The organism is Acinetobacter sp. S40 (genome assembly GCF_016624705.1).
Taxonomy (GTDB): domain Bacteria; phylum Pseudomonadota; class Gammaproteobacteria; order Pseudomonadales; family Moraxellaceae; genus Acinetobacter.
This window is the reverse complement of the sequence record NZ_JACVTU010000013.1, coordinates 55311-80668: the sequence shown is the minus strand read 5'-3', so window position 1 is coordinate 80668 and position 25358 is coordinate 55311. Positions and strand designations below refer to the sequence as shown.

The following is a 25358-nucleotide window of genomic DNA, read 5'->3' as shown; positions in this document are numbered from 1 at the left end:
CCAGCATCGCCTTCCAACGCTTTAAGCGCAGAACCACGAATTACTGGAGTGTCATCACCCGGGAAGTCATAAGTAGAAAGAAGTTCACGAACTTCCATTTCTACCAACTCAAGAAGCTCTTCGTCGTCTACTAGGTCGCATTTGTTTAAGAATACGATGATGTAAGGTACACCTACCTGACGTGAAAGAAGGATGTGTTCACGAGTTTGTGGCATTGGACCATCAGTCGCAGCACATACAAGGATCGCGCCATCCATCTGAGCAGCACCAGTGATCATGTTTTTAACATAATCGGCGTGGCCTGGGCAGTCTACGTGTGCATAGTGACGGATTGGAGAATCGTATTCTACGTGTGATGTATTAATCGTAATACCACGTGCTTTTTCTTCAGGTGCTGAGTCGATTTGTGAGTAATCTTTCGCTTCACCGCCGTAAGTTTTCGCACAGATCGTTGCGATTGCAGCAGTAAGAGTTGTTTTACCATGGTCAACGTGACCAATTGTGCCCACGTTTACGTGCGGCTTATTACGTTCAAACTTGGCTTTAGCCATGATGATCTTCCTCATTTACGTCGAAAGCAAGCTACAAGAGGCTACAAAAGGCACCGAAGCTACACAGCACATCGACATTAGTCTAAAAAAACAGACGCCCAATACTTTAAAAGCAGACTAATAAGCCTGCTTTTGAAATTGTTGTGAATTTTCATTCACCAAACTGTATCTGGAGCTCTTATCGAGATTTGAACTCGAGACCTCTCCCTTACCAAGGGAGTGCTCTACCACTGAGCTATAAGAGCGATAATCCTTCGATGGAGCGGGAGACGAGGATCGAACTCGCGACATGCAGCTTGGAAGGCTGCCACTCTACCAACTGAGTTACTCCCGCACAGCGTTGGTACATTTACCACTTCAATCGAAGTTAATGGTGGTGAGAGAAGGATTCGAACCTTCGAAGCTTACGCGACAGAGTTACAGTCTGTTCCCTTTGACCGCTCGGGAATCTCACCAATATCACACTTAACTTTCAGTGCATGTTCTTTACTTCAACAACGATCAACCTTAAGATGGTGCCGGCACACGGATTCGAACTGTGGACCTACTGATTACAAGTCAGTTGCTCTACCAACTGAGCTATGCCGGCGCTTCTTAGTGTTTCGTACGTTTCGTATCGGAACGGTGTGCAGTTTAGCAAAACTCAGAAACGATGCAAGCAGTTTTTTAAAAAAAAACGCTAAAAACTCATAAAATCAATCCGTTTGACGATAATTCAACCGCTTTGATCACTGCGCGTGCTTTTATTTGAGTTTCATTCCATTCTGACTCAGGATTTGAGTCTGCAACCAGCCCCGCTCCAGCCTGCACATAGACTTTTCCATTGCGGATAACACAGGTCCGAATGGCGATCGACATATCCATTTCACCATGCCAACCCAAATACCCAACAGCTCCACCAAAAACTCCACGTTTTACCGGTTCAACCTCGTCGATAATTTCCATAGCACGAATTTTGGGTGCTCCCGATAACGTTCCCGCAGGGAATGTTGCCTTAAAGACATCCAAAGCATCAATATCATCTCGCACTTCACCCTGTACATTAGACACAATATGCATGACATGTGAATAACGCTCGATCACCATGCGGTCGGTCACTTGCACCTTGCCAATTTTGGATACACGCCCTATATCATTGCGCCCCAGATCTATTAACATCAAATGTTCAGCAATTTCTTTTTCATCTGCCAATAGTTCATGTTCCAATGCCAGATCTTCTTCTTTGGTTTTGCCTCGAGGACGTGTACCAGCCAATGGACGCACAGTAGCAATTCCATCTTCAAGTCTGGATAAAATTTCTGGCGATGACCCTACGATATGAAAAGGTTGATCATCCGTCAGAGTTCTTCCTTGGACTAAAAATAAATAGGGAGAAGGATTCAAATGACGTAACGCGCGATAAACCTGCAAAGCATCTCCATCAAAATCTGAAACCATGCGATGACCCGGCACCACCTGCATGACATCACCCGCTCGAATATATTCTTTTACAGTTTCAATTGATTCGAGAAACTTAGCCTTACCGGTTAGAGATTCAAAATGCGGCGCTGTGTGAGTTTTGGCTTGCAAACTAATAGGGGTAGCCAACAAACGCTCTAGAGAATCTAGTTGGTTTTGTGCAGATTGATAAGCTTCTTCATCATTCGTGTTGGCATGAACGATAAAAAAAAGCGTATCTTTTAAATTATCGAAAATAATGACGGTCTTAGACAACATCATCCAGATATCTGGCAAACCCACTGGATCAGCTTCAGGGACATTATTTAAACGAGGCTCAATATAACGCACTGCATCATAACCAAAATACCCCACCAAACCACCAGTAAATTGGGGTAGAGCTGGAATTAACGCATGGGGAGGAACTTTAAACTGGGTTTGATAATCACGAATGTATTGAAAAGGATCGGTACAATTTTGCGTTTCAATTTGCCCCTGCGCATTTTTAATGGTCAACACACCTGTATTGCAAGAAAAAACCGTCGATTCACCCAATCCAATGATTGAGTAGCGCGCCCAGTTTTCACCACCTTCAACCGATTCAAATAAATAGGCTTGTGTATGATCTTTTAAACGCGCAAAAACAGAAAGCGGGGTTTCAGTATCTGCTAAACGCTGTCGATAAACTGGAATAGTATTATAGCCAGCAGCCTTTAATTGTTCAAATTGTGCAAGTGTAGTCATGAATTTCTCTCAATGGTTTTTAGTAAAGCACGATAATGTTGATAAAAGACGCGATTATCGCCATCGAAAAACCTGACCCAAATTCATCCCAAACTCCTTAATACACTCTCTAATAAAAGACTTTCATTTAAACCAATAATTGATCCAGACGATCGACCACTTGTTGCGGATCACTATCGTAAATATTCTCTCCATGATTATAGCCATAGCTGACTACAATACAATCGATACCTGCACGGCGAGCAGCTTCTATATCATTTTTTGAATCACCTACCATTAATGTTTGCAACTGCGTGGTCTTAAATACTTGCATACTATGTAATAACGGCAATGGATCCGGTTTTCGTAAAGGAAGGCTATCTCCACCGACTACAAGCTTAAAATAATGATCCACCCCAAGCTTTTGCAATAATTCTTTTGCCAGATGTTTAGGTTTATTGGTCACACAAGCCATATCAATATGACGTTTTTTACAGACATCCAAGAATGATTGGACCCCCTCAAACAAACGACTGTGAACACATAACTCCTGCGCATAGACTTCTAAATATTTTTCTAATAATTGTTGATGTTTTTCTGGTTCAATTTGACCGAATAAAAACCGTAAAACTGCATCACAAAGTTTGCCTGTGCCCTGCCCAACCCACTGCCGAACTTGAGCTTCAGTAACCTCGGCCCAGCCGAGCTGTTGTAAACTCAAATTCATAGAACGATACATATCTGATGCGGTATCGACTAACGTCCCATCCAGATCAAATAAAATTAATTTACGCTGTTCAAGCTGTAACAATGACATTTGACACCCTGTTTTCAATTTTTAAAAAATACGAAATAAATAAAGGCATGCCCATGCATGCCTTTAATTTCTCAATCAAGGCACTATTTAAAGAACACCCAAGCCAATACTGCCAGAATAATAATGATGATCACAGTCATCAAACCAACAGATGCATTTTTTTGTTGTTCTTTTTCTTGTTCAACTCGGGAAACAGGCTGCTCGATGGGTGTTAGTTCAGGTTCAGCCTGAACCTTGACGTCAACACCCTCTGGAATAGGAGCAGGTTTTGGTACTACGACAGACTCTGGCATACCCTCACGACTGACTGGGGTCGCAACTGCCCGCTCATTTAGGCTTGGCATACCCGCATCATTCATCTCCTGAGCCGGAGTTTTTAACACTTGTTGTACGGGTATTTCTGTTACAGGTTCAACTTCAATTTCTGGTAAGTCCTGATTTTGCTGTGCAGGTGCCAAAACTGAAAATTTGAGTCCTGCAAATTGTACAATATCTCCTTCATGCAATTGAACATCTTGCTCAATACGCAAATCATTGACAAAAGTACCATTTGAAGAATTTAGATCTTGCACCCAGAGCTGATCATCTTTTAAAAGAAGCGCCGCATGCTTACGTGAAACTTCTGCAGCTTGTAAAACCAAATCGGCATCCTGCCCACGGCCAACCAGCAAATCATGATCAATACTTATTTCCTGCCCCGTAAACTCGCCCGTAATCGCTTGTAACTTCCAAGTCATAATTAAACTCTCTAATTTTGATTTAGTAATATCATAACATGCTCAAAATACGATTTCGTGCCGATCCTGTTAAGATGCTGGTCGTACTGTCGTCGTGGTTACTGTATTTTTTGTGCGCTCAACCTCTTTGGCAGGTAACTGCACGGTAGGCTCAACTGCAACAGGCGTAGTCATGACCTGATTCTGCCCTGCTGTTGGAACTTTTTGATAATTTGAAGTTTGCGTTGCAAGTGCCGCAGAAGTGGGTTGATAAATATTATCAACATTATCAGGAAGCTTGGCGAAGTTACCATCCCGATCCATCGACAGCTGAAGACTATAAAGTTGATTATAGCGCTGCTGGGAAATACGACGTACATCATTTGCATCCCCCACAATAGTTGGATGAATAAATACTAGCAAATTACGTTTTTCATTACTGCGCGAATCTGAGCGAAATAAACGACCAACATAAGGAATACTGCTTAACCCTGGAATACCCTGACGTGACAATAAGGTATTATCCGAAATCAAACCACCTAATACTACAGTTTGCCCATGTTCAGCCAACACAGACGTTTTAATTGCACGTTTACTGGTAATTAAGTCTGTAGCCTCACCTTTATCTTGAACAGCAGACACTTCCTGTTCCACTTCCAGACGCACCGTTCCATTATCACCAATATGCGGCACCACTTTTAGGGTAATACCAACATCTTTACGCTCCACAGTCGTATAAGGATTAACACCAGTGCTATTCGTCGTCACCGACCCTGTGACAAAAGGTACATTCTGACCCACTACAATATAAGCTTCTTCATTGTCCATGGTTACAATAGAAGGGGTCGAAAGTAGATTAGATTTAGTATTGGTTTTCAGAGCTTGAATCAATGCACCATATGCTTTACGTGAATCAAAATTCCCTAGCCCAATGGTTGCGCCATTCCCTTTATTGGCACCACCTGCAATAGCAGCCGCAGCACCAGAGGTTCCGCCACTAGCATAGCCTGCGGCAATGGAAGCCAAACTCGCCCCCACATTTCCAAAGCTGATTAATCCAACACCACTACTTAAATCGCCCAAAGCCCATTGAATACCCAATTGATCCGAATCATCACCCGATACTTCAATAATCGCAGCTTCGATCAATACCTGCTCACGGCGAATATCCAACTGTTGAATAGAAGACTCTATTTCACGCATAAGTTGTGGATCTGCTTTGACCACCAATGCGTTTTGTGAACTGTCTGCAATAATACTGACACCGTTATTGTTAAAACTGGTAATCGCATTCTGGTTCTGACTTGAACTGGAATTATTATTCAGATTAATCGACGGCGTTGAAATAGAACTGCTTCCAGTACTGGAACTGTTATTTTGATTACCAATGAGATTATTAATATTATTAGTTGAATTTGAAGTCGAATTATTACGGCTATTATTATTTGAGGATGAGACAGATTGCCCCGTTACTAAGCCCTGTAAAATTTCTGCGAGATTTTTAGCACTTGCATATTTCAGACGAAATACTTTTAGCCCTCCTAAACGGTCAGCAGAAGGAACGTCTAAAGTTTCAATCAAATTACGAATGCGCTTACGACTGCCTGTATCTCCCTTGACCAAAATCCGATTAGTTCGCGTATCTGCGATTATGCGTACACGCGAACCATTGAGGTCTTTAGAGGAACCTGTCGAACTCATCGATTCAAGCAAGCCAATAACTTCTTCTGCCTGGCTACTCTGTAAAGCGACCGATTCGACGTCATTTTGCCCAGTGCCATCCAGATTACGGATAATCGTTTCAAGCTGGGCAATATTCGTCGCACGATCCGAAACAATCAATGCATTGGTCCCTGGCACAGCAGCCAAATTGGCAAATTGTGGCATAAGCGGACGTAATGCAGGAATCAAATCATTTGGATTAGTATTTTCCACCCAAATAACGCGCGTCACCACTTGGTCACCTCGTGCATTATTGCGTGCATCATACGGAACACCTGAGTTCTTGACATTACTGTCTGGAACCAGTTTGACGGTATTACCTGAAGGAATGGCCACTACACCATTGACATTCAAAACCCCTAAAAATAGATCATATACTTCATTTTTATTTAAAGGCTTATTGGAGATCACCGTAACATTGCCACGAACACGCGGATCGACCGCAAAGTTTTTACCTGTAATATCCGCTACTTCATTAATAAATGCAGTTAAATCAGCATCGCGTAAATTAATCTTCCATGTTTGTGCAAAGGCACTTGTACTAATAGCTGCCATCACTGGAGCGGCTGCCAGTAAAGCCCAAAGTGGACGATGATTCAATAAAGCCATAGCCTGCTCTTTTTCCTAACTCGTTATGATGATCAACATCACTTAAAAACTTTGTTGTATGGTCATCACTTGATCACCACGTTTTATTTCTATTTTGACCTGACCTTCTCGCTTCACCTGTTCTAACAGTTGTACGTCATTCTGTCCTTGACCAACTGACTGTCCATTGACGGAAAGAATGCGATCTCCAGATCTTAGACCTAAAGTATTACGAAGTGCCGCAGGGGTACGATCTGTTACTTCATATCCTGATCCATTGGCAGCACTCACTCCCATATTCTGTAAATATTGATCGCGATTTTGCTGCATTTGTTGAATAGCTTGCCCAATCACGGCGTTGGAATTTTGTGCCGCAGCAGGGGGAACCGCAGGCGTTGCAGGAGCAGTTGTGGTTGGAGGTACAATTGGCTGATATAGACCATTTTCAAGCCCCTTAAAACGAATTTCACGAGTCGCACCACCACTTTGACGCAATATCACATGATCCCAATACACTTCTGACAACTGATAAGCGCTATTATCAATGCTATCACCAACCCGATAACGCTCGGCTTTATCATTGACTTTAATTACAGCGGAAGAAAAACGATTGGGGTAGCCAATCATCACACCTTGTAATTCAAAAGTTTGATTATCATTCGCCGCGGTTGCAGTGGGTTCGTTAAATAATGAAAAGCTAGTGATATTGGGAATCTGTGCCTGCATGGATCCTAGTTCAACACGATCAAACTGCATAGCTTGTGGAGGAGCGACCACCCACCAGAATAGTGAAGCCAATTTCCAGCATAACCATACAATTAAAAAGATCAGCACCAAAGCTGATAATTGATCAACTTTCTGCCATGGCATCCGTTGTATACGCTCAAACACTGTTTTCATTAAAATCCACCCGAGAACAATGGTTGACGAGTACTAATGACAAACGTATCTAGCCCTGCTTTACCTTCATAAGAAGGAACATTCAACAGTAACCGCTGGGTAAGCTGGACATCTAGCATCAGGTTTTGGTCAAAGGCCAGATTCGCCATTTTTTGACTACGTTGATCACGAATATCAAGTTGCAGACGCCCATCTTTATCTTGTAATTGTCCTTGTAATGATGGCATGTTCATACGCTCTTGACGCTGCCCAAAGGTATATACCAATTCTCCACCACCCCAATGCAACTGCCCTTCGCTCTGTGTAAATCCTTGTTCTTTTTGATAGTTAAATTTCACATCACTCAATTGAATACTATTTGCTGGCCACTGCCAGTTTACAATTGATTTTAATGTTTCGGGTGCAATCTGACCATTAAGTTGACGAATAATAATTTTTTTACCAAAGCCATAGCCCAAAATACCTTGCAACTGAGTATTACCACTATGAATTTCAACATTAGCAGCTGCCCGCAACAGAATTAAATCCAGCGGACGCGTATTCCAGTGCAAAGAACCTCGCAGATTGCCACGATGCCAATCGGCTTGCCCCTGCCAAATATTGCCACTGACATTACTGAGGGTCTGATTATTTTTAGAGAATTTTGAAATTAACCAATTCGCAGGAATTTGTAAAACCACAAAGACTAAAAATGCAATAACGGCAAACACCCACCACGCCACTTGCTTCGATTTTTTTTTCATTCAGCCATTACCACTATGCAAACTGCCTTTCCCTGTTGAGATTTTTCTCTTTTAGACATTATGCATACTTTTTCAACATCGCCAATTCAACTCTATAAAAAAACCAAGCATTCTTGCTTGGTTTTTCTCACTTTAAGGTGATTGAGTGACAAAAAGATGAAAACTAGATTAAGAAATCTTCAAGTTTGGCACCTTTTTCCAATTCAGCCACTAACCAGCGTGGTTGTTTACCACGACCTGTCCAGGTTTCTTCTGAATTGTTTTTATTACGGTAGCGCGGTTCTACTGATTTACGCGTAGTTTTTTTACGCTTTTGCTCGCCGTACTCAAGTAATTCTTCAACTGTAAAACCAACCGCCTCAGCAACTGCCAAAATTTGATTATATGCATCTTCGATTGCTTGATCTTTTTTAGATGCAATTAAAGCTTCCGCTTCTTCTTGCAAACGTTTTAATTCATCAACCGAAAGATCGCTAATATCTGGTTTCATTAAAAACCTACTCCAATAAACAAAATATTATTCAGACAAAAATTTAAAATTAATTCTTTGAATTAAATTCAAACTAATACTATTTTAGTTCTAGTCCCTTAATCAAGTATTAAAACCAAATTTTAAACAACAAACTACAAATATGATCATTCAGATTACTAGGTCGAGGATTGTATTATATCGAGAGATTTAATTGATCAATGACTCATCTTATAATAAATCATCAATAGCATTAATTAGGACTCAATAATCGAGATCAATTTTCAATCTCAATAAAATTCAATATCACTTAAAAATAGACATTTCTGTCTACTTATTTAAAATTCTTATATTTTGCAAGGTAATATAAAAATATTCAGAAAAATCAAACTACCACAGATCTATTTTTAAATCATAATAAATAAAAAAAGGGGATCATTCTCGAATGACACCCTTAACTACTTTAAATTCATATTCAAGTTATGAAACAAAAAAATGAATTTAGAACAGTCATGTTTTAACTCAGATTAATATTTCTTCTAACCCTTATATCTGTAAAATTAGTTGTAACACACGCTAAGCTTAAAAGCAGATTAAGCATCAAGTTGATGACCTGCTTGTTCTTCCAGCATGATAATTTTCTGTTTCACATGTGCTGGAATAGCCTGTTTAGTTAGGTGAACTGGATCAACCACCACCATGACCGCCTCACCAGTGGCTACAACTTTTTCCTGAGTTGTACTCCATAATATATAATTCATTCTAAACGCACTATTACGAATTTCTTCGATTCTTGCGCCTATTTTTAAAGTATCTGGATAAAATACCGGACTTAAATATTTGCACTGATTTGATGCAACCACGGTATATATTTTCTCATCAAAAATATTCAAACAGTCTAAATAACGAATTCGGGCACTTTCAATATAACGATAATATAAAACATTATTCACATGACCAAAGGCATCCATATCCCCCCATGCTACGACCTGCTCATGAATCACCGGATAGTGTGTAAGCTCATTCATAATCTAACTCATATTTTAAATTGTAGAAAATTAGCATCATTTTCAAAGACTAAGTTTAATTGCTGAATCTGACTTTCATTCAATTGCGACTTAATCCTTAAATAACTCATCAGCACATCATCTGGATACAATTGCAACAATTCATCGGCTTCAATTTGCCGTTTTGTTGCCATATAGACATGCCATTTTGCAAAAGTCAGGATAGGCATACTCAAATAACGCTGCTCAAACTGTTCTATTTTTTTCTCAATATCTCGATAATCTGGATTTTGTTTTAATAATTGTTGTTGAAACCATAAATAAAATACATCTCGATCAAACTGTTCATTCAGCAAATGTAAAGCCAACATTTCATGCTGTAAGCTCATTTCTGGCAACCGTGCAAGCAATTTAAGCCACAACACCTTGCTCGTATAAGGTCGCGTTTTAATTTCTTGCTCTAGATCTAAATAACGCTGTTGGATGGCATGTAAATCATCTAAAGAGGCTTGGTCAAACTGTGTCAGTAATTGCTGCAACCACATATCACGGCTGTGGGGATCAAGATGACCATATTTCAGAGAACGTAAATACACCCAAGGCTGTTGCAATGCCAATTGTCCCCAAAGCACCGTGATGCGTTGTTGATAAGCTTGTTCAATTTGTTTGAGCCAGGGCGATAATTGATGTTGTTGCAAAAACTCTAAATGCGTTAAAGCTTGTTCAGTTTGACCTTTAGCCAAAAAAAGCTCAATACGTTGTAATTCAGCCAGTTCAAATGCCATAGGCGAAGTATGATTCAATGCATTTAAAGCTTGATCATATTCTTCTTTCTGAAATAAAAGCTTTGCCTCAACGATTCCTTTTAGCAGACCCGATTTCTCAAAGACCTGATTAACAAAATTTTGCTGATCTTTTGCAGCTTCCAACAACCAAATTACTCCCAATTGTTCATAGGGATGCAAATGTGAAAGATTAAAAACCGTTTCCAATTTACGCTGTTCACGATGTAAATATCTTCGGACTGTCATCCAGATCAGTTGTACTGATAAAGTCAACACTCCAATTAACAGTAATAATATCCACACATTGGTCTGTAATTGCCAGTCGCGCCAATAGATATAAACATAACCCGCACCATAGCCATAACTCAACACGCTGAGTAAGGCCAATAGGCACAAAGCCACCACGGCATAAGTTTGGAGTAGTGCGCGCATGTATTCTCCTTATCCCAATAGCTCAAGCGTAATGAGTTTAGGTACAGGAAGCGTTGGAAGTTGTTTCAGCTTTTCCAACCGCATTTTTAAATCTTGACTTGCTTTATCTGGAAGTTGTGCTAACTGTTGAGTCGCCATGGTCAAAACATGCTGATATTCAGTTAAATGTCCATCGTTGATGGCCTGGCGAGCCAACAATAGGCGCAGTTGCACTTCTTTTAAAATAATACGTCGATTAATTAACTCCGCAGGGGCGCGATCAACTCGCTGCAATTGAAACCACCCTTCCCAAAAATGCTGTTGTTGCTGTCGCTTTAACTCTACATGGCTATTTTCTTGCGCTGTTTGTAAATCTTTATCTATTAATTGAATCAGATCATCGAAGCTTTGTTGTTGCTGGTTTTTAGAAATAATAAATTGCTGAATTGCTTGTTTATCTTTATTGATACTCTCATGCAAGCTGCGTTCTAACGCAGGCGCGAGTGTATAACCAGGCAATAGCTGATTAAGCTGGTTGAGTTTATCAACTGCATAAATATACTGATGCTGTTGCAATGCAAATTGTACTAACTCTAGTTGTTGTTTGATCACCGCAACAGGGTTTAATGTCGTATGAAGAGATGCCGAGGAAGCGTGCTCACTTGATGAATTAGACGCTGTAGTGGAAGGGTTTGCCAACTGTCGTTGCAAAGCAACTAGATGATCATTCAAATTGGCATTATTCTGCTCAATCTGCGTGATATTTTGTTCAAGGAGATCAAAACGTTGAGAAAGTTGATATGAGTCATAACTTAACTTCGCTAGCCACAGCAAAGCCAAAATCACCATAAACCCGATAAATTTCCTCATAAACGTCCTTCATCTTTCTCTAACTGGGCCAACACAGTGTTAGGCTTTAAGTCATCTACACGGCAAACCGAATAATACGCATTTTGCTGATTTTTATATGTCATTAATATGTGAAATAAACGCTCACCCAATACCATATAACAACATCGATGACATACTGATGGCAAGGCTTCAACTAATTTCAGCCAATTTAACCAACTTGCCTCACTACTCATCAAAACCCATACTTTTTCCTGCTCTGCCAAAATTCGAGATGTCAATATCGGTAGATATTCAACGGTTTCCAAAGGGCAGTGCCTGCTATATAACACAAAATTTAAAACCTCAATACCTTGTGAGGCTAAATGCTGCATCATGAACTGACGCCCACCTTCACCGCGCCAGAATGCAATCTGTTTTAGGCGTGAAGTTTGTTTAAACATCTCAAGCTGTAGCATGCCTTCTGATGTTTCAATCTCAGGTACTTCAGCATTAAGCTGGTATCGCGCAAGATAATCCGCCGTACTTTTTCCAACTGCAACCCATTGAATATGTTTGAGCTGTTGAATGTCTATTCCTGAGCGATGCAGATAGCGCAAACCAATTTCCGCTGCGGTAGGACTCACCACCACAACCACCTGAGTCTGTGCAAGCTGCTGATAAAGTCTAACCAACTCATCTGAATAAGGTGATTCAATCAATTCCAATAAAGGATAATCAATCACCTCATATCCCTTTGCCTGTAGGAATTGATTTAACTGTTCAGCTCGAACTGTAGGTCGGGTATTGATAAATAACATAGCGAGTACAATTGCTTAGTGTAATGCACTTAGTAACTCACCTGCGCCCTGCTGTAAGAGTTGCTGCGCCAGACGAACGCCAAGTTGTTCAGCGTTTTTAATCTGGTCAGACTGCTGTGCACAAAGTAAAGTTTGTCCATCTATGCTGCCCACTCGACCTTCAATCGAAATTTTAGTCCCATTTAAAGTCGCATAGCCTGCAATAGGTACTTGGCAACCACCTTCAAGATACGCATTAAAAGCTCGCTCTGCACGAACACAGTGCCAAGTCTGTTCATGTAATAAAGGTTGAATGAGACCCAGAACATTTTGATCATCTGTACGGCATTCTAGTCCCAGCGCACCCTGACCAACCGCCGGCAGACTCACCTCAACCCCGAGGGTATGACGAATACGACTTCCCAATCCTAAACGCTTAAGTCCCGCACTGGCTAGAATAATCGCATCATATTGATCAGCATCCAGTTTAGACAAACGAGTCCCCACATTGCCACGTAAATCAATAATGGTTAAATCTGGTCGTTGTTTTAAAATTTGACATTTACGGCGTAAACTAGATGTACCTACTCGTGCACCGCGTGGCAAATCATCAAAATGGGCAAAACTGTTAGATACAAAAGCATCGAAAGGATCTTCACGTTCACAAATCACTGGCAAGCATAAACCCTCAGGCAAATGCATCGGTACATCTTTCATGGAATGTACAGCCAAATCAGCACGACCATCCAATAAAGCGGCCTCTAATTCTTTTACAAATAAACCCTTACCACCAATCTTTGCCAGCGGTGTATCCAAGATTTTATCGCCTTGCGTTACAAATTTAACTAATTCCACCTTTAAGTCAGGATAAAGTTCCTGCAATCGAGCACGAATATGTTCTGCCTGCCAAAGAGCAAGCGGGCTTTGACGAGTCGCAATTTTCAAGGTCTGCATAAATCTTGGATCAGTTAAAAACAAACTCTAAACTTAACCCGATCTCTTAAAATTGCAAGTAAAATCTAAGTTAAACAAGCTGAAAACCAACGAATGGCGATATCTTGTTAGAGTTTTTGCATACGTTCGCGTAGTTGCGGTAAATGACGACGACTTACGGAAAGACGCTCACTTACCTCACGACAACGGACTTGATACTGACCCGAAGTAACTAATTCAAGACCTTCAAGATAATCAATTGAAACCAGAGCATTACGATGAATACGTATAAAACGCTCAGGAAACTCTTGCTCAAGTTCTTTTAACGTTTCGTCGATGAGTACACTGCCATTTTTGTGACGTACCGTGACATATTTTTGATCTGCCAGAAAATAATAGATATTTTCAATCGGAATTAGTTCTACGCCACGATAGGTTTTGGCTGTAATTTGATGTCTTTGTATTTTCACGTCGTCCATATCTTCTTTTTGTTTTATCGTACTCAGCTGAGCTTGAGTTAATTTGGTTAAATGATCTAAAACTTGCTGCAAATCTTGTTGGGAAATCGGCTTTAGTAAATATCCTTTGGCTTGAGATTTAAACGCCTCAAGTGCATGATCATCATAAGCCGTGCAGAATACAATCGCAGGCATGGGATCAAAATGACTGATTTGTTCTGCACAAAACAGGCCGTCCATACCAGGCATTTGAATATCGAGCAGAACAACATCTGGTTCATACTGCTCAGCCAGATCAAGCGCATCCTGTCCATTATTAGCAGTCGCGACCACTTGATGCCCCAATTGCGTAACTAAACGTGACAATCGTTCAACCGCCAGAGGTTCGTCATCACAGATTAAGATCCTCATTTCTCCTCCTTGTCGCGTTAACTGGTTTGTTTCGTTTTAATCGGTTAACCCTGACTTATTATTGTTTGCCTGATATTGGTAACTTACCACTGTGGTATACAACCCACGCGCGCTATAGGTTTGAAACTTGACCGTATTTCCATAATACGCTCGGAGACGCTGTTTCACATTATCTATAGCAATACCGTGTCCTTCTCTGGTTTTTATTGTATCGTGACTGTATGGATTGGTAATGACTATACTGACTTGATTTTGCAATATTTCAACCAATACACCAATTTGACATGCCCCACCAATTTTTTCTACTCCATGAAAAATACTATTTTCAAGTAAAGGCTGCAAGGTCAACAACGGAATTTGTATCATTTTAAGTTGTTGAACAGTATACGGAATTTTCCATTCAATATGAAATCGATCACCTAATCGAATTTGTTCGATAAATAAATATTGTCGACAAAGTTCAATTTCATCATTCAAGGTGACTAATTTAAGTTGCTGGAAACTGGCACGAAATAGCTTAGATAAACTGATTAGCATGGTTTCTGCTTTATCTGGATCAAGACTAATCAAGCTAACTACACTATTTAAGCTATTAAATAGAAAATGTGGATGAATGCGCGCTTGCATGGCTTGTATGCGTGCATTCAACTCACTGTATTGCTGGGTCAACCATTGATCACGCACATACATGTAGCGCAGACAAAATGCTCCGAGCAAAACGCCATAGCTTAAATGCATGTCCACACCAGCAAATAAAAGATCGCGATTGAAATGGTGTAGAGTGAAATAACTACCCCAGTGTTGCAAAATATTGCCAATACAAGTGGTTAAAAACACGATGATTTGCAACAAGATAAAACCAATAACCAAGGCGGTGATTTGATTAGTGCGATTAAAAAAAATGTGGAAATGATCTAAAATCGCTGAAAATGACAATACCACCCAGTTAATAAAAAACACATATTGCATAAGCCTTAAGCCCTGCAATGTCTGCCACGACCCTGCTTCTGCCAGTGCCAACACGATCGCTAATACGTTACTGGCCACTATCAATTCCAACAAATGTTGCCACTGACCTATTTTGGTAAAAAAGTAAGAGTTACCTGAAAGTCGAATCTGTTGATTTAAATCCATCGAATTCTGGGCATCGGCAAGCCTTGAGGAATTTGTTATACTCTTTTTTATTTTTCGCTTTTTTTTACCGAGCCAACATGACCACATCTTCGAATTCCCCTCATTCATCTGCCCAGAACCAGACATCTGGTATGTGGGGCGGTCGCTTTAGTGAAGCGACAGATGCTTTTGTTGCTGAATTTACCGCATCTGTACAATTTGACCAACGCTTTTATAAACAAGATATCGCCGGTTCGATTGCCCATGCCACTATGTTGGCAAAAGTAGGCGTCCTTACGGATGCTGAACGTGATGACATTATTCAGGGCTTAACAGCAATTAAGTCTGAAATTGAGGCGGGCCAGTTTGAATGGCGTATCGATTTAGAAGATGTACATATGAACATCGAGTCTCGTTTGACTCAACGCATCGGTATTACAGGCAAAAAACTACATACAGGTCGTAGCCGTAACGATCAGGTCGCGACCGATATTCGTTTGTATTTACGTGATGAAATTGATGATATTTTATCGATTCTACTGCGTTTACAAAAAGGTTTACTGGGCTTAGCTGCAAAAAATGCCAATACCATCATGCCTGGTTTCACTCATTTACAAACAGCACAACCTGTGACTTTTGGACATCATTTATTGGCTTGGTTTGAAATGTTCATTCGTGATACTGAACGTCTGCAAGATTGTCGTAAACGTGTCAATCGTATGCCGCTGGGCTCTGCTGCATTGGCAGGCACGACCTATCCGATCGATCGTGCTTATACTGCCGAACTTTTAGGTTTTGAAGCAGTATCTGAAAATTCACTGGATGCTGTTTCTGACCGTGATTTTGCTATTGAGTTCAACGCTGCAGCAGCTTTAATCATGATGCATTTGTCGCGTATGTCTGAAGAATTAATTTTATGGACATCTGCTCAATTTAAATTTGTAAATATTCCTGACCGCTTTTGTACAGGGTCATCGATTATGCCGCAGAAGAAAAATCCAGATGTACCTGAGTTAATTCGTGGCAAATCTGGTCGTGTTTTTGGTGATTTAATCAGTCTTTTGACGCTGATGAAAGGTCAACCTTTGGCTTACAACAAAGACAATCAGGAAGATAAAGAACCACTTTTCGATGCGATTGATACAGTTCGCGGTTCGCTTATGGCTTTTGCAGACATGATTCCTGCCCTAGTGCCAAATATCGAAATTATGCGAGAGGCTGCACTTCGTGGTTTTTCAACGGCTACAGATCTTGCAGATTATCTGGTGAAAAAAGGTGTGGCATTCCGTGATGCTCATGAAATTGTGGGTAAAGCTGTGGCGCTAGGCGTGCAGGAAGATAAAGATTTATCTGAATTATCTCTTGAACAACTTCAGCAATTTTCAGATTTAATTAGCGCCGATGTATTTGATAAAGCATTAACGCTAGAAGCCTCTGTCAATGCGCGTGACCATATTGGAGGAACTTCCCCAAAACAGGTGGCGGCCGCGATTGTACGTGCTGAAAAACGTCTTGAACAACTTTACGCTTAAGGAAAACTCATGAGTCGCCAAGTATTTTGTGTTAAATATCAAAAGGAAATGGAAGGTCTCGATTTTGCACCATTTCCTGGAGCGAAAGGTCAGGAATTATTTGAGCATGTTTCTAAGCAGGCTTGGCAAGAATGGTTACAGCACCAAACCACATTAATTAACGAAAAACGCTTAAATGTATTTGAACCAGAAGCTAAAAAGTTTTTGGAAGAACAACGCGAGAAGTTTTTCAATAATGATGAAAGTGTCGAAAAAGCTGAGGGCTGGAAGCCTGAGGAAAATTAAAGCATCGTTTTAGCTTTCTTCACGATATCTGCAAAAAATTTTCTTTAAAAAGTAGTCTTAGTGACTACTTTTTACGTTTATTACATAGAAACATATAATATTACATAGCCTCACAAGACTCTGCATGATTCTTTCAATTTTTCTTCCTATAATGATTCCATAGCAAGGCATTAAGCATCCCCCAATGCAGCCTTACGATGTTTTCTTCCCAGATTTCTCCCCCCAAGAAATCTGGGATTTTTTTGTCCGTCTTTTCTTACGCAATCTATCTACTTTTATCCCTCGCATAATTTCAATCATTTTAATATTCTAAAGTTGACGTCAGCAGGAAGCAGACGAATTATTATCATATTTGCTGTGAAGCATCACCGAAAGGATATCGGATACTATTTAGGCACACATCTCATCGATAAAAAAAGACCTTGAAATAATTCAAGGTCTTTTTTATGGGCATAAGCTTCAGAATATTTTTATCCGCGATGCACTTTTTCTTCGATTTCTTCTATGCGAGTATGTCGGACATCTAGACCTTTGGCGATATAAATGACTTGTTCAGCAAGATTACGAGAATGATCACCAATACGTTCCAGTGAGCGCAATACCCACATTACATTAATTACCCGTGAAATATGACGAGGATCTTCAATCATGTACGTCATTAATGTACGTGTTGCTGACTGGTATTCACGATCAATGTCGGCATCTGCAAGCAATACCTGCAACGCCTGTTCTGCATCCAAACGCGCAAAGGCATCTAGCGCGTCATGAATCATGACTCGAACTTGATTACCAATATGACGTGTTTCCATATAACCACGTGGTGAGCCGCCTTCTTCACACAAGTTCTGAGCAATACGGGCAATTTTGGCCGCTTCATCACCAATTCGTTCCAAATCTGTATTGGCTTTACTCATAGCCAATACCATACGCAAATCAATGGCAGCAGGATGACGACGCGCCAAAATCAAAGTCAAACCTTCATCAATATCTCGTTCAAGTTGATTCACGGTATTATCTTTAAACTGAACATCAAGTGCCATGTTGACATCGGTATCCAATAGGGCATGAATAGCATTGGCTACTTGTTGTTCGACCAAGCCGCCCATGGTCATGAATTTCGTGTTTACATCTTGCAAATCTTCATTGAATTGCGAAGAAATATGATGACTTAACACAGGATTACTTGGACTCAAGGGAGCCTCCCATCAGGATCGAATGAACAAACAAGGATAGACCGTGATTAAAACATATCCAGCATGAAAGTTTTATGACAAAAACCGCAATTTTGGCATTTTATTGAGACTTATAGACCAACCAATGATTTAACTCTAACAGATCTGTTTCATTGAGTTGACCAACCGATGCCTTTAATTTTAAAACATTCAAAACATAGTCATATTGAGCATTCAAATAATCTTGTCTGGCATTAAATGCATTACGCTGTGCTAACAGTACATCCACCATAGTTTTTAAACCTTCATTATAGCTAGCCCTCGAAGCATGTGAGACTAGATCGGCCGAATCCATCGCCGCTTTACGCGCTTGTAATTTAGCCTGATCCGTTTGTACCTGCATAAAAGCCTGTTTGACCTCAACCGAAGCATTGCGTTTGGCTGAATCAAGCTGATATTGTGCTTTACTCAATTCCACGGTTGCTTTTTTAATAGAAGTGCGAGTACGTCCCCCATTAAAGATATTCCAGTTCATTTCTACCCCAATCTGATCAAACTTACCATCATTGGAAATCAGGGTTTCAGGCGTTTGTTTGGTATAACCATAACTCGCAACAGCATCTATCTGTGGATAAATTGCAGCTTTTTCCACACGGCGAGCATCATCAGCATATTGTTGTTGCAAACGAGCTTGTTGAATAGATAAATTTTGCGTCTGTGCGAGATCAAGCCATGCATCAAGTTGTGCTGGATACGGCTTTTGAAACTCAAAATCATCCGGTAATACTGCTAGTTTTTCATTCTGATACGGCCCAATAAACTGGCTTAATTTTTCTTGTGCCACCATCACCTGAACTTGTCCACCAATCCGATTGGCACGTGCATTTTGATATTGCGCATCAGCTTCACTGACATCACTTCGCGCTATTAAACCCTCTTTAAGTTTGGCATTCATCATATTGAGTTGCTCAAGCAAGGCTTTTTCTTCCTGCAAATAAGCAGCCGTCAAGGATTGTTGACGTAACACCTCAAAGTATGCCTGTGCAACGTTTAATACGTGTTCCTGTTTTTGCAATTTTAAGGTAATTTCACTCAATAAAACCGATGTTTTTACCTGCTTATAGCCTTCCCATGCATCAACACGAAATAAAGGTTGACGTGCATTTAAAGCAATTTGTTTTTGAGTTGAAGTATTGCTAATCAAGGCATTGGAAAACTCTTCCGAACCTTCTATTCCGCCTAAATCACCAAAATCTCCACGTTTGGTAGTTTGATGGTTCCGTGTGATATTTCCTGTCAATGTGACAGTCGGCAACAAATTACCCGTTGCCAGCCCCAAATTCAGTTTATCTGCTTCAAATTGATAAACATTCGCCTGCCATGCGGGATCATTTTTTTTGGCGCGATCATACGCTTCCACTAAGTCAAGGGCAAAACTAGAAATGGAAACACCACATAAACTGGTCATGAGCAGTATTTTTTTTATGGTCATGAAACTTATATCAATCCTGAAAAGTTGCTCACTAAGACTAAGAAAAATGAATTAAAAATACAATCGGCAGGATGTGGGGAATTGTAGTAAATCCATGTTAGTATTGGGCCATGCTTGACGGAGCGCGAGTAATGACTCGCTGAGATTGGGTAAATCTATTCTTCTCTTTGAATATATTTGATCCCAAGTACCGTTGAACCTGATCAGGTTAAGACCTGCGTAGGAATCAAGCCATCTAAAAAACTATATCGCTCAATTTATCTATTTTTTAAAGATAACTGTATTTGCGTTTTTTTGGTTGCTTGATTCGTTAGTGTTTTTCATAAGGATCATGCCATGAACCAGTTAACGAATCTTTCCCCTGCTGATGCACCCACCCAATATGCACAGGCTTCAGCACAACACGAACAAGATGCCAAAGATTTAACCCGCATTTTACCTGCTTCCCGCAAAGTTTATATTCAGGGTTCTCGTCCAGATATCCAAGTGCCTTTTCGTGAAATTTCTCTCACCGACACCCCAACAGGTTTAGGCGGTGAACATAACCCACCACTCATGGTTTATGACACTTCTGGCGTTTATACTGATCCCGATCTCCAGATTGATCTAAATCAGGGTTTACCTTACGTACGTCAGACTTGGATTGAGGAACGTCAAGATACTGATGTGCTCTCAGGCCTAACTTCAAAATTTGGTCAGGAACGTTTAAAAGACATTCGCACCGCAAATATTCGCTTTGCTCATATTCAGAACCCACGTCGTGCTAAGTCAGGTAAAAATGTCACGCAAATGCATTATGCCAAGCAAGGCATTATTACTCCCGAAATGGAATATATCGCGATTCGTGAAAACCAGCGTCAACGTGAAGGTGTGGATATGCGCCAGCATGCTGGGCAAAACTTTGGCGCCAAGAATTTAACTGAAATTACTCCAGAATTTGTACGTCAGGAAGTCGCCGAAGGACGTGCCATTATTCCAGCAAATATTAATCACCCTGAATGTGAACCGATGATTATTGGTCGTAACTTTCTGGTAAAAATCAATGCCAATATCGGCAACTCTGCGCTGGGCTCATCCATTGATGAAGAAGTCGCAAAAATGACATGGGCAACGCGCTGGGGTGCGGATACCATCATGGATTTATCTACGGGTAAAAACATCCATGAAACCCGTGAATGGATTATTCGTAACTCGCCAGTACCCATCGGTACAGTTCCAATCTATCAAGCTTTAGAAAAAGTAGATGGAGTTGCAGAAGACCTAAACTGGGAAATTTTTAAAGATACATTGATTGAGCAAGCTGAACAGGGTGTAGATTATTTCACGATTCATGCAGGCGTATTGCTCCGTTATGTCCCAATGACTGCAAACCGTTTAACCGGTATTGTATCCCGCGGCGGTTCTATTATGGCTCAGTGGTGTTTGGCACATCACGAAGAAAATTTCCTGTACACCCACTTTGATGAAATCTGTGAAATCATGAAAGCCTATGATGTGTCCTTTAGTCTAGGCGATGGTTTACGTCCGGGTTGTATCCAAGATGCCAATGACGAAGCGCAGTTTAGTGAACTCAAAACTTTAGGTGAATTAACGCATCGTGCATGGGAGCATGATGTACAAGTCATGATTGAAGGTCCTGGGCATGTGCCTATGCATATGGTCAAGGAAAATATGGACTTACAGCTTGAAGTTTGTAAAGAAGCGCCATTTTACACACTTGGCCCTTTAACCACCGACATTGCGCCAGGTTATGACCACATTACTTCTGCAATTGGTGCAGCCATGATCGGCTGGTATGGCACTGCGATGCTCTGTTATGTAACACCCAAAGAACATTTAGGTTTACCTAATAAAAAAGACGTCAAAGACGGTATTATTACTTACAAAATTGCAGCTCATGCAGCGGATCTTGCCAAAGGTCATCCGGGTGCACAGGCTCGCGATAATGCCCTGTCTAAGGCACGTTTTGAGTTCCGCTGGGAAGACCAGTTTAATCTGGCGCTTGATCCGGATACTGCACGCAGCATGCATGATGAAACCATGCCTAAAGAGGCGCATAAATCAGCACACTTTTGTTCAATGTGTGGTCCAAAATTCTGTTCAATGAAGATCACTCAAAATGTGCGTGATTATGCTCAAAACCTAAACCATGCGGCATCTTCGACAGCCAATGATTTAGAAGTTGAATCAGGTCTCAAAGCGATGAAAAATGCCTACCACGAAAACGGTCAAAAATTATACCAAAAAGTCTAAGCAGTCCAAAAAAAGCTTTTGTGTTTAATTTGATCTCGGTTAGGATGAAATTATTGTATTTCATCCTAATTTTGACCTATGAACATAGTTGAACACGCTACTTTTTCTCACAATGATGTCGAGATTCATTCACGCGAATACGTGTTCCGTGGGTTTGTGCAGGTTGAAAAAGTCAGCCTGCGACATCGCATGTTTAATCAAAATAATTATATTCCTGAAATACAAAGAGAACTCATCCAGCGCAAGACAGCCGCAGGGGTTCTGCTTTATAATGATGCACAACAACGATTTGCTTTGATCGAACAGTTTCGAGTGGGTGCAATGGATGATCCAGATTCTCCGTGGCAACTTGAAATTATTGCAGGTGTTTTAGATGGTGATGAATCGCCTGAAACCTGCATTTGCCGTGAAAGTCTGGAAGAGTCTGGCTGCCAAATTGATGAACTAGAACATCTGTTTAGCTTCTACCCATCAGCTGGCGCATGTTCTGAAGTCTTTCATCTTTATGCTGCACAGGCTGATTTGCCTAAACATGGTGGAGTACATGGTGTTGCAGATGAAGGAGAGAATATTCAATTGCATATTTTTAATTATTCTCAGTTAGAACTGCTTTTTAAGAATAGGCGCTTAAAAAATGCACCTGTAATTATGGCACTGCAATGGCTGAGTCAGAAAATTAAAATGACAAAAACCGCCAAGGGGTAATCCGTGAGTTTTCAGGTTGTGCCATCTTCATCTCAAGAATATGTTCTGATTCAAATCACGGACACGCACTTGCTCGAACAGCCTGAACAAGAGTTTGTTGGGATGAATCCTGAGCAAAGCTTTCATCAGGTCATGGCTCATATCCAAAAACACTATCCGCATGTCGATACGATTATTCATACTGGTGATCTGGCACAAGCGCCTAAAACTAAAACCTATCAACGTTACCTGCAATTTATGCAGCAGTTCGGGATACCTTTTTTTCAGACACCGGGAAATCATGATGATGAAAAATACTTCCCTTTCCACGAAGAACATCCCCAGCAACCGGTTCTAATTGAGCTAGGCAATTGGCGTATTATTTTACTTAATAGTGCCGTCAGCAATCGAGTCGACGGCTTTATATCGGCACAGCAACTTGAACAATTAGCGCATTTGCTTGAACAACATCAAGCTTATCCCACTATTTTGGCTTGTCACCATCACCCATTTGAAATGCATTCTAAATGGATCGATCAACATAAACTTAAAAACAGTCAAGCGATCTTTGAACTACTAGAACGCTTTAAACAGGTTAAAGCCATTTTGTATGGTCATGTTCACCAAAATTCGAGTAATTTTTGGCAGCATGTTGAATGTCTATCTACGCCATCCACAAGTGTGCAATTTAAACCCTGTAGTGATCAATTTGCACTCGATGCAGTCGCACCTGGGTATCGAGTTCTCAAGCTTAAAATAAATGGTGAGTTTGAAACTCAAGTGCAACGTCTGGAACATATGACTCACCACATAAATACTGAAATATCAGGATACTAACTGTCTCTTTTTTGGGTTTTTCTTTATGCTCATCCTCCTTTAGAAAATCTTTGCAACGAAAAGCCGTCAAAGATGACTATCATCTTGCAAAAAAAATCTATATGATGACGACCCCGATCGAAAATACGCCGACGGGATGGAATAAAAAACACTTGCATACCACCATATTTTTTGCGTATAGATAGTACGTGTATGATGAGGAATGCCCTATATGGCGAATGACAACCAAAACCAGGTCTTGGACGAAAACACCGATGTTTTAGACGGTGATAAAACCGCAGTAAAACGTGCGCGTAAAGCAAAGCCAAAGGCTGCTGACGGGGGCACTACTGCAAGTTTATTTGGTATTGAGCCTTATCAGCCAAAGAAAAACGAAGAATATATGTCGGATGGCCAACTTGAGCACTTCCGTAAAATTCTACAGGCATGGAAAGCTGAATTGATGTCTGAAGTAGATCGCACCCTCAACACTATGCAGGATGAATCTACAGCTTTACCAGACGTAAATGATCGTGCGACACAGGAAGAAGAGTTTGCAATCGAACTGCGTACCCGTGACCGCGAACGTAAATTGATTCGTAAAATCGAGCAATCGCTAGAAGACATCAAATCAGGTGATTACGGTTACTGTGAAACCTGCGGTATTGAAATTGGCTTGCGTCGTCTAGAAGCACGTCCAACTGCAACTCAATGTATTGACTGCAAAACACTTGCTGAAATCAAAGAGAAGCAAAACAACGGTTAATTGTGACTGTTAAGCACTTATCAGCCAAGAATTGCTTGGCTGTTACGCAGCAGCGAAGCGATGTTTCGCTGTCTCGTTATTCAGGTCGTTTTGCGCCCTCTCCTACAGGCCCATTGCATTTTGGCTCACTAATTACTGCTGTCGCCAGTTATTGTGATGCAAAATCACAACAGGGAAGCTGGCGGGTTCGTATCGAAGATACTGATATTCCTCGCATCTATCCAGACAGTGAAGCGCATATTTTAAATAGCATTGCTGCATTTGGTTTTGAAGTAGATGATGAAATCATTTTCCAACGTCAACGTTTATCTATTTATGAAGATGTAATTGAAGAACTCAGACAAAAACATCTGGTTTATGCCTGCCAATGTACCCGAAAAATGCTGGGTTCCAATGCTATTTATCAAGGAACTTGTCGTAATCTCGATCTAGACTTTAACGATCAAGCAATTCGGGTAAAAGTCAGCAATGAACTTATTTGCTTTGAAGACCGTTTACAGGCCCAACATTGTAGTCACCTCCAGCAAGATTTAGGTGATTTTGTTCTAAAACGTCGTGATGGCATTATTAATTATCAGCTTGCGGTTGTGGTAGACGACTATTTGCAAGGCATTACGCATGTAGTACGTGGTTCAGATTTACTCGATAATACTGAGCGTCAAATCTGGTTAGGCCATTTGCTTGGCTATCCGCCTTTAAGTTATATGCATTTGCCTTTGGCAATGAACGCAAATGGTCAAAAGCTTTCCAAACAAAATCTGGCACACGCATTGGATTTAAAACAAGCCCCACTGTTATTGGCCAATGCACTCACTGCGTTACATCAAACTTCCGTTGAACTTGATCTACCACAGAACATGTTAAAACAAGCAATTGCCCAATGGGATATCAATAAAATTCCACATCAAACCGAATTAAATGGCTCTTTTTTCTAATCAATAAAAAA

At 40.7% G+C, this 25358-nt stretch carries 24 protein-coding genes, 4 tRNA genes and 1 riboswitch; of the genes, 7 read left to right on the top strand and 21 right to left on the bottom strand.

Annotated elements, in window-relative coordinates; genetic code table 11:
• The 19 genes from IAE19_RS13755 to IAE19_RS13665 form a co-directional block, all read right to left on the bottom strand.
• Nucleotides 1–551, bottom strand: a 551-nt coding sequence (locus IAE19_RS13755; protein ID WP_200461482.1) for a GTP-binding protein, incomplete at its 3' end; no start/stop codon positions are given.
• Nucleotides 552–721: 170 nt separating this feature from the next.
• Nucleotides 722–796, bottom strand: a tRNA-Thr gene (locus IAE19_RS13750).
• A 13-nt stretch (nucleotides 797–809) separates the two neighbouring features.
• Nucleotides 810–885: transfer RNA gene (locus IAE19_RS13745), tRNA-Gly, on the bottom strand.
• Nucleotides 886–922: 37 nt separating this feature from the next.
• A tRNA-Tyr gene (locus tag IAE19_RS13740) sits at nucleotides 923–1006 on the bottom strand.
• Between the two features lie 58 nt (nucleotides 1007–1064).
• Nucleotides 1065–1140: transfer RNA gene (locus IAE19_RS13735), tRNA-Thr, on the bottom strand.
• A gap of 98 nt (nucleotides 1141–1238) precedes the next feature.
• On the bottom strand, nucleotides 1239–2732 hold the full coding sequence (trpE, locus tag IAE19_RS13730; protein ID WP_200461481.1) for an anthranilate synthase component I: 1494 nt from the start codon (nucleotides 2730–2732) through the stop codon (nucleotides 1239–1241).
• Nucleotides 2733–2859: 127 nt separating this feature from the next.
• Nucleotides 2860–3528: a phosphoglycolate phosphatase gene (locus IAE19_RS13725; RefSeq protein WP_200461480.1), complete on the bottom strand. Its 669-nt coding sequence runs from the start codon at nucleotides 3526–3528 to the stop codon at nucleotides 2860–2862.
• Between the two features lie 83 nt (nucleotides 3529–3611).
• Complete coding sequence (locus tag IAE19_RS13720; RefSeq protein ID WP_200461479.1) at nucleotides 3612–4265, bottom strand: FHA domain-containing protein; 654 nt, start codon at nucleotides 4263–4265, stop codon at nucleotides 3612–3614.
• A 69-nt stretch (nucleotides 4266–4334) separates the two neighbouring features.
• Nucleotides 4335–6575, bottom strand: coding sequence for a type II secretion system secretin GspD (gene gspD, locus IAE19_RS13715; protein ID WP_200461478.1), 2241 nt, complete (start codon nucleotides 6573–6575; stop codon nucleotides 4335–4337).
• A 42-nt stretch (nucleotides 6576–6617) separates the two neighbouring features.
• Nucleotides 6618–7454 (bottom strand): type II secretion system protein N, encoded by an 837-nt coding sequence (locus IAE19_RS13710; RefSeq protein WP_200461477.1) that lies wholly within the window; start codon nucleotides 7452–7454, stop codon nucleotides 6618–6620.
• The gene (gspN, locus tag IAE19_RS13705) at nucleotides 7454–8197 is read right to left on the bottom strand and encodes a type II secretion system protein N (RefSeq protein WP_200461476.1); all 744 of its coding nucleotides are present in this window, start codon (nucleotides 8195–8197) and stop codon (nucleotides 7454–7456) included. The genes IAE19_RS13710 and gspN overlap by 1 nt, the downstream gene beginning before the upstream one ends.
• Nucleotides 8198–8360: 163 nt before the next feature.
• Nucleotides 8361–8687 (bottom strand): H-NS family nucleoid-associated regulatory protein, encoded by a 327-nt coding sequence (locus IAE19_RS13700; RefSeq protein ID WP_120370647.1) that lies wholly within the window; start codon nucleotides 8685–8687, stop codon nucleotides 8361–8363.
• A gap of 572 nt (nucleotides 8688–9259) precedes the next feature.
• The gene (locus tag IAE19_RS13695; protein WP_200461475.1) at nucleotides 9260–9694 is read right to left on the bottom strand and encodes an acyl-CoA thioesterase; all 435 of its coding nucleotides are present in this window, start codon (nucleotides 9692–9694) and stop codon (nucleotides 9260–9262) included.
• A gap of 8 nt (nucleotides 9695–9702) precedes the next feature.
• Entirely contained in the window at nucleotides 9703–10890 is a 1188-nt protein-coding gene (locus IAE19_RS13690) for a heme biosynthesis protein HemY (RefSeq protein WP_200461474.1), read from the bottom strand.
• A gap of 9 nt (nucleotides 10891–10899) precedes the next feature.
• Nucleotides 10900–11739, bottom strand: a complete 840-nt coding sequence (locus IAE19_RS13685; RefSeq protein WP_200461473.1) for a hypothetical protein — start codon at nucleotides 11737–11739, stop codon at nucleotides 10900–10902.
• Entirely contained in the window at nucleotides 11736–12518 is a 783-nt protein-coding gene (locus IAE19_RS13680) for a uroporphyrinogen-III synthase (RefSeq protein WP_200461472.1), read from the bottom strand. The genes IAE19_RS13685 and IAE19_RS13680 overlap by 4 nt, the downstream gene beginning before the upstream one ends.
• Nucleotides 12519–12533: 15 nt before the next feature.
• Nucleotides 12534–13451, bottom strand: a complete 918-nt coding sequence (gene hemC / locus IAE19_RS13675; RefSeq protein WP_200461471.1) for a hydroxymethylbilane synthase — start codon at nucleotides 13449–13451, stop codon at nucleotides 12534–12536.
• Nucleotides 13452–13558: 107 nt separating this feature from the next.
• Nucleotides 13559–14299, bottom strand: a complete 741-nt coding sequence (locus tag IAE19_RS13670; RefSeq protein WP_200461470.1) for a LytR/AlgR family response regulator transcription factor — start codon at nucleotides 14297–14299, stop codon at nucleotides 13559–13561.
• 36 nt (nucleotides 14300–14335) lie between these two features.
• A complete protein-coding gene (locus IAE19_RS13665; protein WP_200461469.1) occupies nucleotides 14336–15520 on the bottom strand; it encodes a sensor histidine kinase in 1185 nt (394 codons plus the stop codon).
• Here IAE19_RS13665 and argH point away from each other — a divergent pair.
• Complete coding sequence (gene argH, locus IAE19_RS13660; protein WP_200461468.1) at nucleotides 15511–16944, top strand: argininosuccinate lyase; 1434 nt, start codon at nucleotides 15511–15513, stop codon at nucleotides 16942–16944. The genes IAE19_RS13665 and argH overlap by 10 nt on opposite strands.
• A gap of 9 nt (nucleotides 16945–16953) precedes the next feature.
• Entirely contained in the window at nucleotides 16954–17229 is a 276-nt protein-coding gene (locus IAE19_RS13655) for an oxidative damage protection protein (RefSeq protein ID WP_200461467.1), read from the top strand.
• A gap of 470 nt (nucleotides 17230–17699) precedes the next feature.
• Here IAE19_RS13655 and phoU read toward each other — a convergent pair whose 3' ends face one another.
• Together phoU and IAE19_RS13645 are read right to left on the bottom strand one after the other, a co-directional pair.
• A complete protein-coding gene (gene phoU / locus IAE19_RS13650; protein WP_200461466.1) occupies nucleotides 17700–18422 on the bottom strand; it encodes a phosphate signaling complex protein PhoU in 723 nt (240 codons plus the stop codon).
• A gap of 100 nt (nucleotides 18423–18522) precedes the next feature.
• Nucleotides 18523–19869: a TolC family outer membrane protein gene (locus tag IAE19_RS13645; protein ID WP_413784502.1), complete on the bottom strand. Its 1347-nt coding sequence runs from the start codon at nucleotides 19867–19869 to the stop codon at nucleotides 18523–18525.
• A gap of 132 nt (nucleotides 19870–20001) precedes the next feature.
• Nucleotides 20002–20136: riboswitch (TPP riboswitch) on the top strand.
• Nucleotides 20137–20229: 93 nt separating this feature from the next.
• On the opposite strand from IAE19_RS13645, the gene thiC reads away from it, so the two are divergent.
• The 5 genes from thiC (at nucleotide 20230) to gluQRS (ending at nucleotide 25347) form a co-directional block, all read left to right on the top strand.
• The gene (thiC, locus tag IAE19_RS13640) at nucleotides 20230–22146 is read left to right on the top strand and encodes a phosphomethylpyrimidine synthase ThiC (RefSeq protein ID WP_200461464.1); all 1917 of its coding nucleotides are present in this window, start codon (nucleotides 20230–20232) and stop codon (nucleotides 22144–22146) included.
• A 78-nt stretch (nucleotides 22147–22224) separates the two neighbouring features.
• Nucleotides 22225–22851, top strand: coding sequence for an NUDIX domain-containing protein (locus tag IAE19_RS13635; protein WP_200461463.1), 627 nt, complete (start codon nucleotides 22225–22227; stop codon nucleotides 22849–22851).
• A gap of 3 nt (nucleotides 22852–22854) precedes the next feature.
• The gene (gene cpdA, locus IAE19_RS13630) at nucleotides 22855–23667 is read left to right on the top strand and encodes a 3',5'-cyclic-AMP phosphodiesterase (protein WP_200461462.1); all 813 of its coding nucleotides are present in this window, start codon (nucleotides 22855–22857) and stop codon (nucleotides 23665–23667) included.
• 211 nt (nucleotides 23668–23878) lie between these two features.
• On the top strand, nucleotides 23879–24412 hold the full coding sequence (gene dksA, locus IAE19_RS13625; RefSeq protein ID WP_200461461.1) for an RNA polymerase-binding protein DksA: 534 nt from the start codon (nucleotides 23879–23881) through the stop codon (nucleotides 24410–24412).
• A 2-nt stretch (nucleotides 24413–24414) separates the two neighbouring features.
• Entirely contained in the window at nucleotides 24415–25347 is a 933-nt protein-coding gene (gluQRS, locus tag IAE19_RS13620) for a tRNA glutamyl-Q(34) synthetase GluQRS (RefSeq protein ID WP_200461460.1), read from the top strand.
• Nucleotides 25348–25358: the final 11 nt, after the last annotated feature.